The 14,364-nt window shown below is 64.2% G+C and carries 8 protein-coding genes; 3 read left to right on the top strand and 5 right to left on the bottom strand.

The features are described 5' to 3' along the window. Positions 1-16: 16 nt before the first annotated feature. Positions 17-1,528 carry a porin gene (locus V5G24_RS10410; protein ID WP_394082962.1) on the bottom strand — a complete coding sequence of 504 codons (1,512 nt, stop codon included), beginning with the start codon at positions 1,526-1,528 and terminating at the stop codon, positions 17-19. A gap of 577 nt (positions 1,529-2,105) precedes the next feature. Between V5G24_RS10410 and V5G24_RS10405 the strand changes: the two genes are divergently transcribed. Next, positions 2,106-3,113: an NAD-dependent epimerase/dehydratase family protein gene (locus V5G24_RS10405; protein WP_394082964.1), complete on the top strand. Its 1,008-nt coding sequence runs from the start codon at positions 2,106-2,108 to the stop codon at positions 3,111-3,113. Between the two features lie 140 nt (positions 3,114-3,253). Here the strand turns inward: V5G24_RS10405 and V5G24_RS10400 are convergent, their stop codons facing one another. The 3 genes from V5G24_RS10400 to V5G24_RS10390 all read right to left on the bottom strand — a co-directional run bounded on the left by V5G24_RS10400 (position 3,254) and on the right by V5G24_RS10390 (position 7,214). After that, positions 3,254-3,505 (bottom strand): hypothetical protein, encoded by a 252-nt coding sequence (locus V5G24_RS10400; protein WP_394082966.1) that lies wholly within the window; start codon positions 3,503-3,505, stop codon positions 3,254-3,256. A gap of 177 nt (positions 3,506-3,682) precedes the next feature. Then, positions 3,683-5,272 (bottom strand): PEP/pyruvate-binding domain-containing protein, encoded by a 1,590-nt coding sequence (locus V5G24_RS10395; RefSeq protein ID WP_394083096.1) that lies wholly within the window; start codon positions 5,270-5,272, stop codon positions 3,683-3,685. A gap of 13 nt (positions 5,273-5,285) precedes the next feature. Continuing rightward, entirely contained in the window at positions 5,286-7,214 is a 1,929-nt protein-coding gene (locus V5G24_RS10390; protein WP_394082968.1) for a hypothetical protein, read from the bottom strand. Between the two features lie 514 nt (positions 7,215-7,728). On the opposite strand from V5G24_RS10390, the gene V5G24_RS10385 reads away from it, so the two are divergent. Both V5G24_RS10385 and V5G24_RS10380 read left to right on the top strand, forming a co-directional pair. Continuing rightward, on the top strand, positions 7,729-8,682 hold the full coding sequence (locus tag V5G24_RS10385; RefSeq protein ID WP_394082970.1) for a KpsF/GutQ family sugar-phosphate isomerase: 954 nt from the start codon (positions 7,729-7,731) through the stop codon (positions 8,680-8,682). A 106-nt stretch (positions 8,683-8,788) separates the two neighbouring features. Next, positions 8,789-11,944 (top strand): hypothetical protein, encoded by a 3,156-nt coding sequence (locus tag V5G24_RS10380; RefSeq protein ID WP_394082972.1) that lies wholly within the window; start codon positions 8,789-8,791, stop codon positions 11,942-11,944. 18 nt (positions 11,945-11,962) lie between these two features. Here V5G24_RS10380 and V5G24_RS10375 read toward each other — a convergent pair whose 3' ends face one another. Continuing rightward, complete coding sequence (locus V5G24_RS10375; RefSeq protein WP_394082974.1) at positions 11,963-14,308, bottom strand: tetratricopeptide repeat protein; 2,346 nt, start codon at positions 14,306-14,308, stop codon at positions 11,963-11,965. Positions 14,309-14,364: the final 56 nt, after the last annotated feature.

Here is a 14,364-nt window from a genome sequence, read left to right as displayed (position 1 = left end):
ACCGACGAAGTGTCGATCAGAAGTTGCGCTGGGCGCGGAGACCACCCGACCACACGTCGGTGGAACCACCAACGCCGGAGGTGACCGAAGACAGCGTGCCAACGGCAGTCGGGAAGTAGGAGACGTTGTTGGCGAGCGTGTTGTTGCCGCCTTCAACCTTCGAGTAGAGGACTTCAAGACCGAGGTCGAGGTTCTTGACCGGCGACCAGATGGTGTTGAGGCCGACCTGCCACATCTTCACGTCGGCAGCGCCAACGGTGTTCTGCGGCACGGACACGTCAACATAACCGGCATACAGAGCCGAACGCAGGTTCGGCATCCAGTAGTGGCGATACTGACCCTGGAGGGCCCAGCCGGACTCGGTGTCGAAGCTGAGGTTCGAACCGTTCCACACGGCATCGGCCAGCGGGTAGAACGCGCCGCCATACGACACGAACGAGCCGAAGGTGTTGATGTCGGTGGAGCCGAGGCTGGTGGCGCGGCCCTGGGTGGTGCCCGAGAGGCCGAGGTAGCTCAGAGCGCCGTCAGCATAGTTGGCCTGGATGTACAGGCTGTCGCCGGGGGAGATGACGGGGAGCTTGATCTCCACCGAACCACCGAGCGCCCAACCCCAGGTCGTATCCGTGCTCTGGCCGATATAAGAAACGCCAGTGGGATAGGACGCCGAGTTGAGGGGGGTGATGGCAACCACCTGGTGCAGGGCACCGGACAGCTGAGCCGAACCCCAAGCCTGGTCGACGCGCAGGTTGCCGACGATGTCAGGAGCCTGCGTGCCACCCTGGTAGTTGGTGTAGCCGCCGAGCGCACCAATCGTGCCGGGCGTGGAGGCCAGAACGCCAGTGGCGGTGCCCTGAACGCCGGTGATACGGTTGGCCGCATCTTCCAACGCCAAGCTGGCAGAGAAGCCGTTGCCGAACTGCGCGGTGTAGGCGACGACGGTGTTCCACTGGTTGGAACCCGCATACGGGGTCGTCAGCATGTAGTTGATACCCGTGTCGAAGAACGACTGGGTATAACCGAACGTGAAGCCAGCGAACTGGATGAACACGCGTTCAAAATAGAGGTTGTTACCGCCGTTGGACGGGGTGGCCGAGGAGCCCGAAGCGCCCCAGGAGTTCCACTCGATGCCGCCACGGACATACGAACGCAGAACACCGTAGTCAGTCGCGGTGCGGGCGTCGAAGTCGAACACGCCGCGAACGCGGGTCGTGTAGTTGGGGCTACGGTCGGTCTTGAAGGGGTAGGCAGCGCCAGCGATACCCGGGTTGCTGAAAGCACCGCCCGAAACGCTGGAGATCGCCGGGTTGAAGGTGCCAACGCCGTTCACATAATAATCGGCGCGCGCATAGCCACCGATCTTCAGGCAGGTGTCGGTGCCCGGAACATAATAGTAGCCGGCGCCGTAAGCGGAGCAGACCTTCACATACTCAACGGCCTTCGCCTTAACAGGCAGATCGGCGGCGTTCGCTCCAGCGACCGCGACGAGACCCGCCGCGCTGCCGAGGAGAAGGCTTTTCACCATCTTCATCGTGTGACCTCCAAGTTTCGTTCCGAGGGAGCTAGCGCCGCTTCGTCGGTGCCACTGCACCCCGAGAGGGTTCTTGCCCCGATTCCCCACCACGCTCGGGCCGAAGCCGCAAACACAGGAAGGGCGACCGGGGACTGCCCCCCTTCGTCGCAAAGCAACCATACAAAAGGCTCATCCCGGATCAACGCCTGTATCGCTCGGAAAGGGTCTTGGACACTGGATTTCCAGGCAGTGTTGCAGGATTAACACGCCTTATTTTAACTACCATAATACCGTACGTATGCCGACAAATCGTGGCCAGCGTTGAAGCTCTGCGTCGCCGGCTGACGAAATTTCGCCCTCCGCCACAAAATCGGGCACCGCCCCGCCAAGGCCTGAAGCTTGACCCATGCCGGACCTCCAGGCGTCGAATCGTGCCCGGAACTGCCGGCGGGCGGGGGAGGGATTCGCCATTTCCCGCCGCGTGACCCCCCTGCACTGGAATCGAACCGCCGAATGTGGTGAAGACACGCGCGCGCCCGGTTGGCCTTTCCCTGGGCGTGCGCTCAGCGTTCGGCGGCCCGACGAGACATCACTCATGCGGATCTTGATTACCGGCACCGCCGGCTTCATCGGCTTCCATCTGGCGCGCCTGCTGCTGGGGTCGGGGCACGAGATCGCCGGCATCGACGGGCTCACCCCTTATTACGATGTCGCTCTGAAGCGCCGGCGCGAGGCCTTGCTGCTCCAGAACGCCGGTTTTCAGGCCCATGAGGTGATGCTCGAGGACAGCCTCGCCCTCAATGCCATCGCCGATGCCTTCCAGCCGGAAGCGATCATCCACCTCGCGGCCCAGGCGGGCGTGCGCTACAGCCTGGAAAACCCGCGCTCCTACGTGGAGGCCAATCTGGTCGGCACCTTCAATGTGATGGAGCTGGCGCGCCTTCATGCGGTGAAGCATTTCATGCTCGCCTCCACCAGCTCGGTCTATGGCGCCAATAAGCTGATGCCGTTCGTGGAAGATGAACGCACCGATTTCCCCCTCACCCTCTATGCCGCCACCAAGAAGGCGACCGAGGTGATGAGCCATTCCTATGCGCATCTGTGGGGCATCCCCACCACGGCCTTCCGGTTCTTCACGGTTTACGGGCCCTGGGGCCGGCCGGATATGGCCCTGTTCAAATTCACCAGCAGCATGCTGCGCGGCGAGCCCATCGACGTCTACAACCACGGCGACATGTATCGCGACTTCACCTATGTGGACGATCTGGTGAAGGCCGTCGCGCTCCTGCTCGATGTGGCGCCCACCCGCGCGGACGCGGGCACGAGCGACGATTCGCTGGGCACCAGCCCGGCCGCTCCCTTCCGCGTGGTCAATATCGGCAAGGGCAGCCCGGTGCGCCTGCTGGATTTCATCGAGGAGATCGAGCGCTGCGTCGGCCGCCCGGCCATTCGCAACTATATGCCCATGCAGCCGGGGGACGTGCCGCACACCTATGCCAATGTGGACCTGCTCGAACGGCTGACGGGATATCGTCCCGATACCGGGGTTGCCGTGGGCGTCGCCGCCTTCGTTGCCTGGTACAAGGATTATTATGGCTGCTGACGCCGGTAAGCCGTGATTGGCCTTGGGTGAACCGCCCGCGAAGGTCGATGAACGAAGCCGTGCATGCCGCCCCCGTTCATCGAGATTGCCCTGAACTTGACGCTGCTACCTGAAGTTCGGGGCCTAAACCCGAACCTGGCTCAGGCCTTGCCGGGCAGCGTCGGAGCGGTCGGCAGCGGGGTCGCAGCGAGCGTCGCCAGGTTCGACTGAAGGGTCGCGGCGGCGCTGTTGATGGCACTCAGGTCGGGGCTGGCCACCTTGGCCGGAACGGCCGGAACGGTCGCCGGCTTGGGAGCGGCAGCGGCCTTGGCAGCGACGGCGGCAGCCGAGGCCTGCTTGAGCTGGGCGATCCGGGCGGCGGCGGAGGTGGGGGCGGAAGTGACCGTGGTCATGATTGTCTCCATATTGGTCTGAATCACCCGTTTGGAATGATCCACCGGCACCTAAGCGCACCGGCCTGTCCCGAGGCTTGCCACCGCATCAGAGCACCTCCCCTTCGCTGGACGTGAGGATCCGCCGCGATCCCGGGGCCGCGAATCCAACCGCTCGGAATAGCTGGCGCGAAGCATTCATGCGACCGGCTGCACCTCGCTCCGCCAGCGCTCGATTTCGGCGAGCTCGGCCTCGGGGCGCTCCTGCTCCACCCGTCCCTGCCCGAGGAACAAGGCGCCGGCATCGGCATCAAGGGTCAGCCAGTCGCCCTGGCGCAGCAGGGTGGTTCCGACCAGCGCCGTCTGGGCCACGGCATCGATCTTCAACGCCGCGCAGCCGACGATGCAGGGCTTGCCCAATTGACGCGCCACCAGCGCCGCATGGGCGGTGCGCCCGCCCACCGCCGTCACGATGCCATTCGCCGCCGCGAACCCGGCCACATCGCTCGTGCTGGTATCGGGACGAACCAGCACCACCGGCGTCCCGGCGGCCGCAAGGCGCACCGCGCTTTGCGAATCAAAGGCGATCCGCCCGACGGCAACCCCCACCGATGCGCTGATGCCGCGCGCCACGGGGGCGCTCACATTCACCAGCCGCTTCGTGACCAGGCCTGCGAGGTCCACGTCGGCGAGCCGGGCCAGCCCCTCGGCCGGGGAGATGAGGCCCTCGGTCACGAGATCGATGGCGAATCGCAGGGCGGCGCGCGGGGTCCGCTTGGCGGCGCGGGTCTGGAGAATCCAGAGCACCCCTTCGTCGATGGTGAATTCCACGTCCTGGATGTCGCGAAAGGCCTGCTCCAGCTGTGCCAGCCGCGTGCGCAGATCGCGCGCTGCCTGGGGCGCCGCCCGCAGGATCGCGGCCTCGGTGTCCGGGGTGCGGCTGCCGGAGACGACATCCTCGCCCTGGGCGCCGAACAGCACGTCGATCACCGGCTCGGCCCGGCCGCTCGAGGGGTCGCGGGAGAATGCGACGCCCGCGCCGGAGGACAGGCCGCGATTGCCATAGACCATCGCCTGAACGGTCACCGCCGTGCCCTGCAGATCCTCCAATTGCTGAAGCCGGCGATAGGTGGTGGCGCGATCGCTGGTCCAGGAGCGATAGACCGCACGCGCCGCCGCCTCGACCTGCGCCTGCGGATCGCCCGGCAGATCGAGGTCCGCCGCGTCGATCAGCCGTTCATACGCGCCCGCCAGCCGCTCCAGCGCCTCGCCGTCCAGATCCGCCTCGCTCGCTGCCCCCTCGGCGCGCGTGATGGTCTCGCGAGCATGGGCGAACGCCGCGCCATCCGCCCCCAGCACGACGTCGGCGAAGCTCTCCAGGAACCGGCGCCGGCAATCCCAGGCGAAACGCGGGTTGCCGCTGGTGCGGATCAGACCCTGGACCGCTTCTGTGGTGCAGCCGACATTCAGCACCGTATCCAGCATGCCCGGCATCGACCGCGCGGCGCCCGACCGGACGGAGACCAGAAGCGGCTGGCGCCGGTCGCCGAACACTTTTCCAGTGGCCTGCTCCAGGAACGCCAGACCCTCCCGAAGCCCGTCCTTGAGCTTGTGCAGGGCATTGTCTTCACCCCGCACGATGGCGGCGCACAGATCCACCGGCAGTACGAAGGCGGGCGGAACCGGCAGGCCCAGGGCCGCCATGCGCGCCAGATTGGCGGCCTTGGCGCCGATGATGTCGGCGGAAGGTGTCGCGGTGGACCCGCCACCGATGCGTGCGATGTGCATCATACCCTCCTAGTCACTTTGAAAGATCGGCGAGCACATGCTCGCGCAACACATGGCCGAAGGCGGCCAGCCGGTCGGTGGCGCGTTCCAGGGTCCGCGCGAGATCGAGCGCGCCGAGCGCGGTCTTCAGATCGTAGGTCTCGGTAAGCACCAGAGCGGTCACCGCCCGCTCGGCCGCGTCACCCGCATGCTCTTGCTCGATCAGCCGGCCCACGGCGGCCAATGCGTCTTCCGACTCGATGCGCTGCCCCTCCGGCACATCGGCGGCAGCAAGGGTGCCACTGGCTGCGGCCCCCGCTCCCGTCACCGCCGCCGCGCACAGGTCCGCGAGCGGCTTCAGCAAAGCGGAAGGAAGCCCGTCCGGCACCAGGGAGGCGACGAATGCGGCCTGCTCCAGCTCGTCGATCGCCTCCTCCATGCTGTTCACCAGGCGCACGATGGCCGGATCGGCATCGAACCGCGCGGCGGTATTGCGCGCCTCCAGGGCGATGCGGTCGGCCTTTTCCTCGATTCGCCGCGCCGCGTTCGCCAAGCGGTCGCGATCGAACGGGCGCTCCGCCTGCTGCTCCGCAATCCCATGAGCGATGGCGACGGCGACTTCCCGCGCCAACCCCGCCTGACGCACCACGATCGCCAGCAAGGTAGCCTCGACCCGCTGCATGTGCCGCACCAGATCGGCCTCGATCTGATCGCGCGCGAGCCGCACCGAGCTGCCGTTCAGCAAGGCTTGCGCGGAGACCTTCAGAACCGTTTTAAGAAAATCCACGGCGGCATCGCGCCCCAGCGCGGCGTCGAGCCGCTCCCCGAAGCCGATGCGCGTCGGGGCCGCGTGATGGACGGCGGCGGCCACAAGCTCGCTGCCGCCCAGCTCCAGGAAACCGCGCTGCCCCACCTTGTTGCGCGCCGCCCAATCGAGCACTCGCACCGCGTCGGCCTTGGTCACCCAGTTGCGCAGTACCTTGCGCGCCTTGTTCCAGTCGATCAGGAACACGAGCGAGGCGCCGACCTCTGCCAGAAAGGCGTCGCGCGCCGCCGCATCGCCATAGGGATAACGGCCGGTAACGAGATAGAACACGCCGTCATCACCGAGCGCCTCCCCGCTCTTGCGCTCCAGCCCGCTCCATTGGGCGGGGAAATCCCGCAACAGGCCGGTGAAGAACTTGGCCCGTGCCAGATGCACGTCGGTATAAGTGACGGTGACGGCCCCGCCTTCCACCGAGATCACCACCACATGAGCGTCGGTCTCGCCGATATCATTCTGAAGGGTGAGGCGCGTGCCGGAGCGCGCCGCGGTGGTGGACAGGCCCGGATGATCGAATTTGAGTGCCTGCGTCGAATCTAGTCCCCGCATGAAGGCTTCGACCGCCGGGCGATCCTCAGGCAGCAGCCCGAAGGCATGGGCGCCGGCAATCACTTCTTCCGCATGCAGCGCGGACAGGCGATTGAGCGCCCTGTGCAAATCCATCACCAGCCGGTGCAGGCTTTCGCCACCATGCTCCGACAGGCCGGTCAGCTGGGAAATCAGCGCGAGATCCAGGGTATCCTCGACGCCGAGCGGCAGCGCCGCCTTGAGCCCCCCCAGCCGGGAGAGGCCGGCATCGCCCTCCACCTTGTCGCCGGCGGCCACGCAGCGCGCCATGGTTTCCACATCATTCCAGATGGCGAGGCCAAGATCGCCCAGGCCCGGCGCATGGACCCGCCCTTCGGGAAGCAATGCGGCCGCGCCGATCAGTGCCTCCATGGCCGCCGCGTCGAGCCCTGCGGCCCGGCATTCCTCCGCCAGGTCGAACGGCGCTGCCTGCGGCGTGCGGGCATGGCGTCCGGCACCCTGGAGCACGCTGAGGCGCGCCTTCACCTGGTCATTCGCGCGCAGGCCCTCGGCGATAAGCGCGGGGAGAAGGATGTCGCCCTGCCCCAGGCGCTCGATGATTTCGGTTTTCATGACTGCCACCCTCGTCGGTCGCCTGGGACCAAAGCATGGGGGGCCAGAGATGTGATTGCGGCAGGTCAGTCATGAGGATGTCATGTTTGTTCAAGACCTGACGGACCACGGCATCGCTCCGCGAGGCGGTAACGCCCTTCCGGGGGGCACCGCGCCTTGATCGCAGTGCAAACTGCTGCCATAAAATACCCTGTGAATCCGCGAAAGGCTCAGTACGTTTTCGACCTGGGTCCTTTGTGCGTTCGCTGAATCTGCACGTGCGGCGGCGCGCAAGGCTTGGCGGCCTGCGAATTCCGCCCACAATCGAGCCACGAGGACCGGGCTGGAAAGAAGCCGGGCCGCACCGCATGGCCCTATCTGACGCGGCAGCGGCGCGCGTCCTTTCGCGCCCGCCCTCAGCCGCCCGACAGGCTATTGTGCAACGAAGGCGCCTCGATCGGCGCGGGCAATGATAAAAGAGACGAAGACCTTGCGTTTATCTGCCACCACCGCCCCGGAGAGGATAAGCGCCACCTTGGCGTCCGCAGTGCGGGCCGTCGAACTGGAAGCGCGCGGCCTCGCGCAATTGGGGGCGATGCTGCTGGGACCGCTCGGCGCCGCGTTCGAGAAGGCTGTCGACTTGGTTATGGCCTCGCGCGGCCGCGTGGTCATCAGCGGCATGGGCAAAAGCGGCCATATCGCCCGCAAGATCGCCGCCACCATGGCTTCGACCGGCACCCCGTCTTTTTTCATGCATCCGGCGGAAGCGAGCCACGGCGACCTCGGTATGGTGACGAAGGACGACGTGCTGATCCTCGTCTCCTGGTCAGGCGAAACCGCGGAATTCCGGCCCGTCATCGAATATGGCAAGCGCTTTTCCATTCCGATGATCGCGCTGACCTCGAGGCAGGACAGCACGATCGCGCGCGCAAGCGACGTCGCGCTCATTCTTCCCTCGGCGGAGGAGGCCTGCCCGAACAAGCTGGCCCCGACCACCTCCACCACCCTTCAGCTGGTTATGGGGGATGCGCTCGCCGTGACGCTGCTGGAGCGGCGCGGCTTCTCGCCGGAGCAGTTCAAGGTGTTCCACCCCGGCGGAAAACTCGGAACGATCCTGATCCGCGCCGCCGACCTGATGCATTCCGGCCCTGCCCTGCCCGTGGTGACGCCGGATACGCCGGTGCCCGAGGTTCTCCTTGCCATGAGCGCGGGCCGGCTTGGCTGCGTGCTCGTGAAGGCGGAGGACGGCAGCCTTCGGGGAATCGTGACCGACGGCGACATTCGGCGCGCAGTGACCGAAGGCGATCTCGCGGGCCTTGTCAGCACGTTCATGACCAAGTCGCCGGTGAGCGTGCCACCGTCCACGCTCGCGAGCGAATGCGTCGCCTTGATGAATGAGCGGCGTATCACGGTTCTCGTCATCAGCGAGGGCACAAAGCCGGTCGGCCTCCTTCACATGCATGACCTCCTACGCGCCGGCATAGGCTGAGGTGCGAAGGTCGCACGCTTGTTGATACTCCCGTTCGTGAGGCGCGACGCGCTTTCCGGACATCCGTTGGTGCGCGCCGAATGCGGCGGCGGCCCCTCCCTTGTGCATGGGCGATCCGCTAACGTGCAACCGGATTTGGAACGGACCGCACATGCCCTATCCCCCCGGCACCACCGCCATCTTCGGAATACGGATCGCCATTGCCTGTGCCGGGCTGCTGTGCCTGCTCGCTAGCGCGCGTGCCGAAGGTCCGGCGGCGCGACAATCGGAACCGCAGTCGAATATCCCGACCGCGCCGCAGGTCTGGGATGGCCACCACTGGGTTCCGCCGGACCTGTCGTCCGGCCGCACCCTGCCCCCGAAGGGAGCGCTGCCCCGCACGACGTCTGCCCGCGCGGCCGACCGCTTCGATGCGCGAGACTATGGGGCGGTTTGCGATGGCAAGTTTCATTCGGCGCAGGCAGCTCTGGGCATTGCAACACTGGCTGAGCTCACCGGATGGACGAACGAGTTCGGCGCAAAGCCCTATGCGGCTCTTGCCTCTTATCCTTATGGCACCCTGTTCAACCTGCCTGTCTCTTTGGACGCCGCACCCGGCACCACGACCCTGGCCTTCTCGGTATCGCGGAAGTCCGGTCTCGTGCTGACCACGACGCAGGCGACGGCTGCAGGCAAGGCCGTCTTGAGCTTTACCGGGCCCTGGGGCATCCCCGACGGCACCCCGGTAACGGGAGAAGGGCTCAAAAGCGGGACCGTGGTGGATCAGGTGTTCACCTCGCAACTGACCATCACCCCGCCGGCGGCGGAGCCGATCGCCAAGGGCACGCCAATCACTTTTGACGTACAGGGCGTCGGAACTCCGGTGAAGACGGCGCCACTTGTGCTGACTGTCGCGGCGCCCGTCCCGGTCGGGTCCGCGACCATCACCTTGAGCAGCCCTCCCGGCGCCATCCGCTCGGGTACCGCTATCGCGGGCGCCGGTCTTGCGGCTCAGACGTTTGTCCGCAGCGTCGATGTCGCACGCGTGACAGTATCGCCGGCCGCGACGGCGGCAATCCCCGCGGGCTCGACATTGTCCCTCGAAGTTGCGGGGCTTGCAGGGTCAACGCGCGTGCGAATAGCGCCAGCGGCCCTCCCAGGAACCTTTGTTCCTGGCAGTAGACTTGAGGTCAGGCAGGCAGGGACACCGCGCGGCGGCGTGCCCATTGCCCAGGCGGATCTGCCGAAAGGCATCATCACACTCGCACAGCCACTCGAAGCCGACCTTCTCGCCGACACGCAAGGCACCCTGACAAGCGGATTCGCGCTCTATCTCCAGGATGTCGGCGGCATCACCGCCGGTATGCTGGTCACCGGCGCTGGAATTCCGGCAGGAACCTATGTCGAACTGGTCAACCCGTCGACGCAGGAGGTGCGCCTGTCGGGAAATGTGGGCGTCGTCGCGGCCGGGACGGACCTGACGTTTTCCTGGCCTTGGCTCGCCAACATAAGGGCGGGCATGCAAGTCTTTGGTCCCGGCATACCCGATGGAACACAGGTGGAAAGCGTGGATGTCAGGACCGGCATCGTAACGCTGTCCGCCGCATCGACGACACCACTCAAGGCCGCCACCTCAAATTTCGCAGAATCTCCCGCCAATCGCGGCACGGAGATTACATTCTATGCGCCATTTACCGATGCCGAAGCCGCAGCTCTTCAGATGGATAGCCTCGGCATCATCGCCGCCGTCAAGTCCGCCGAACAGGGCGGCGGCACGGTGCGTTTGCCGCCTGGCCACTGCCTGACCGACCAGCCCATCATCGTGCCGGTGCTTTCGCGACGTGATAATATACGTTCCAATGTGGTTTCGATTGTAGGAGACGGCATCTACTCTTCTTATCTTGAGCCCATCCGCGATTTCGGTCCATCGGGGTTTGTTCTCTCGTGCGGCGATCCCACCGGAAATATGGACAATTTACGCGGCATGTATTCGGATGGCGGCACATATTGCCACGGCCACTTTCGTGACTTTCACGTTCGCATGCCCGATAGCAAGCTGACACCTGGGATGCGTCCGAAAGTTGCCGGCGTTCCTGTCATGATGAGCGGCATCCGCGGCGGACCGCGGCGTGACATGGAAGATCTGTTCATAGAGGGATTCAACACTGGAATTTACTGGCTGGCGGATCACACGACGCTGCGCCGGCTGTGGATTGTCAGCAACTTCATCGGCATCCGCAACGGCGAACCCATGAAGGTGCTGTTCGGCGACAACGTCTGGGACGCGGTCGAGATCATCGCCTCCGCCTGGGCGCACGTGAGCGTGCATCCTCAGAGCTTCCTGAACACCGCAATGCTGAAGTCCAATTTCGGGTTCGCCCCCTATACAGTCTGGTGCGAACCGGGTCTGCCGAGCCCCGGCATGTGCATGCAAGGCTCAACGATTATCCAGCCCAATTGGGAAAGCACCGGCTGCGCCGCCATAGCGGACGGCAATATCCGCCCGACCAATTCGCCCGATCGCGGCGCGCGGCGGTTCATCCTCTCCGTTCGATTCGAGAATTTCTATTGGTGGGGACAGGACCCCCGCTTCCAGCCGCAAGGCGGGTGCAAATGGAATGCCTATATTGACCTGCAATCCATGCAAGGTGTGACATTCGACAGCATCTGGCCCAATACGATGGCGGTCGTCAAAGGTGCCGCGGGCCTGTTCCGCATCGACCGCTCCAATAATTACGCCGCCAATACCGGAGGCATCCGCATGAGCGGCGACGGGCTGCTCAATATCCTGAAGCAGTACGCAGGCGCCTGCCAAGAAGTGCTCGCAGGAGTTGGCGGCCCCTTCGCCTCAACGGCCTATTTCACCCGGGCCGAGCGACGGGTGACACTGGAGGTTCCCGGCACGCTGAACATGCGTCTCAACACCCTCATGGATGCCACGGCCACCACGCTGCAGGCAGGTTCCGTCATGGCAAGCACACAAAATTCCAACAGAACCGGCGTACGCTTGGCGCGCCAAGGTGAGGGTGGCGAAACCAGCTTCGCCGGCATCGTCCCGGTCGCCTATCCCTGCCCAATGACCGGCCGGTCTATTGTTGTCGCAACATCTGGGACGGAAATCCCCGTCAGGGTCTCCAAGTCGATAACAATCGGCGCCAATGTTGCCGTCGGCCCTGTGCCGGGCATCGCAATTCAAGACGCCGACAAACAAAACAGGGCCGTGATCGGGCGGGTTGTGGGTTCGAGCGAAAGGGATCCGGGACTCGCATATCTGGAGAGGTAGCGGCCGCTGCCGATGCACTCAGGCGTCCGGCACCGTCTTTGCCGCCAGCAGGTCGGCGAGGAAAGGCACTGCAAGCCGGTGCAGTGCCTGCCAATCCATACTGAAATTCGCCCGCGAGGCAACGCCGAGCCGCTCCTGCACGTCACGCACGTCCTCGGGCGCCACATGGACAGCGGCGACCGCGCCTTCGCGGAAATGATCATACAGGCGCCCGTCAAAGCTCTGGGCCTGAGAGAACGCAACGTTGGAAAATGCAACGCCTGGAAGGTTTGCGATCCACCGATATTTGGCCATGCCAGCACCCACGGGCGCGATGAAGCAATCCGCCAGGTCCGCCAACACGAGGCTCTCCGCGATTGTGCAGCCGATGGAATTGAAAATCCGGCCGTCATCGCCGCAGGCATCGACGATGGGATCCGAGATTTTCTCTTCCGCCTCCAGTGACATCAGCGCATGGGTCCAGCCTTGCACGGTGCCCCTGTTGAGGCCATCCAGCAAGAAGCCGATGCGCGGAAACTCCCCTTTGAGTGCCTTGATGAGTTCGATCCACCCGGTGCCCTGCTCGACCCAGCATCGATTGTCGAGACGGATAGTGATCAGCACCATGGGCTCGCACGACGCCCGGAAAGCACGCGCCTTTGTCAGGAACTCTTCGGAGCAATTGCGATAAGCCCATTTCACCACACGTGTGGCGAGATCGGCGGAAACAAAGCGGTTCTTGATGGTGAGCAGCAGCGCGCCATGCCGGAGGATCAGATCTACAGGATCTTCGTTCGGCCGCAGCGCCTTAACGCCGAGGGGGGACTTTGCCACCTCGTCTTCATAGAGTTCGCCGACGCTGCCCAGCATTCGAACATGATCATGTACCACATAGAAATCTGTGAGTGCCGCTCCGCCATGGCGGAAGAACGGGTCCCAGCCGGAGACGCAATTCCAAATATAATGTCCAATGTGCGGGCACATGAACTCGCTGACGGCAATCGTACGGGGAGGCGCCGAAAGATAGGCCCTAAACTCGTCTTCGCGCGCAAGCAAGGCTGAAAAAACCCCAAACAATTGCGGAAAGAGAGATTTAGGCTGAACACGCTGGAATGGAAAAGCGATCACGATTCCCTTGGCGGGGAACACCCAGCAATGGTCGGCCGAAGCTTGATCGGTATCCGTCCACTGGATGACCAGACAAACATTGCCACCCTCGCTCAGCAGAAAACATTCCGGCGCAAGGCTGTGCGTAGAAAAACCGACATTTCCGCTAAAGGGTGAAAGGACCGGCTTCGCCCGGCCGTAGACACTCTCCAGCACATCTCGGACACGCGGTTCGGCAGCCGGATCAGACCACCAGGCCCCTTCGCCGCCATCGCGCAGCGACGACGCAGCCAAGTTGCGCGGACCGGCGGCAGCGGCATCTAGAAATGCAGGCGCAATCCCCAGTTCCAACAATGTCGCGCGGTCAGCCTCGCTCAGGCTTGTGGGACAAAAGAAACGAAATCCTTGCAATAATGTCGCCAGCCCCGCGGATCGGGGCGCGGTAGCTTCCCCCGCGCCCAGCGGCGCCGCGGCAGTGCCCGCAAGTATTGCAAGGATGCGTTGACGGACCTGCTCAGACCATCCACGCGCCACATCCGTTTCTTCTTCATGCTCGTCGCCGAACTGTCCGTATGCATCGAGCATCATATGCTCGACTGCAGTCTCGAGGTCGGGTCGAGCCTCCAGCATATCGGTAAGAACCGGTCGCAGGGCGTCGAAATGCCGGGCTTTATGAAGCAGTTGAGCCAAAGCGAAATAGGCAGAGCCGAGGGCCTGCTGACCGCCCGGCCGTCGCTTCAACTCGGCGATGGCCTCCCCGAAGTCCTCCCTGGCTTGTTCGATCTTGCCGCTGCCCTCGAGGATGAAGGCATAGGAAACGTAGAAGCTTCCGAATAAATCTGGATCGAGCTTGAGACCGCGACGAATAAGCTTCATCGCCCCATCGTCCGGCCCCTCGGCGTACAGAGATAATCCAAGGAAACCCGTGAGCGTCGCGTCCTCCGGAAAGTACGAGAGCGCCTGCCGTCCCAACGACGAGGCAAGATGGAAGGCCTTTTGTTCGTACGCAAGAACGACCGCTTTGCGATATTGCCACACGTGTTGCGTGGGATTTATTTCTAGTGACTTTGCAAAAGCGCGTGCCGCAGCAAGCGGCTCACGGCTCTTCCACAAAGCATCCCCAAGCAAGCCGTGCGCCTGCTCGCACTCGGGCCGCGCATCGACGGCAGCGCGGGCCAGTTCGAGGGCGGCGGCAACTTCATTATTGGCCAGATGATGGAGGATCCGTTCGTCCCAATTCGAGGGCATGGCCACGACGCTTTCAAATTCTTTCGTCATCGTCGGCAACCTCAACAGATCAAATCTTAATTTATCGCTCGCCCTGACTTACGACA

Source organism: Roseixanthobacter finlandensis (genome assembly GCF_043195105.2).
Classification (GTDB): Bacteria; Pseudomonadota; Alphaproteobacteria; order Rhizobiales; family Xanthobacteraceae; genus NCEH01.
This window is presented reverse-complemented; position numbering and strand designations above follow the sequence as displayed.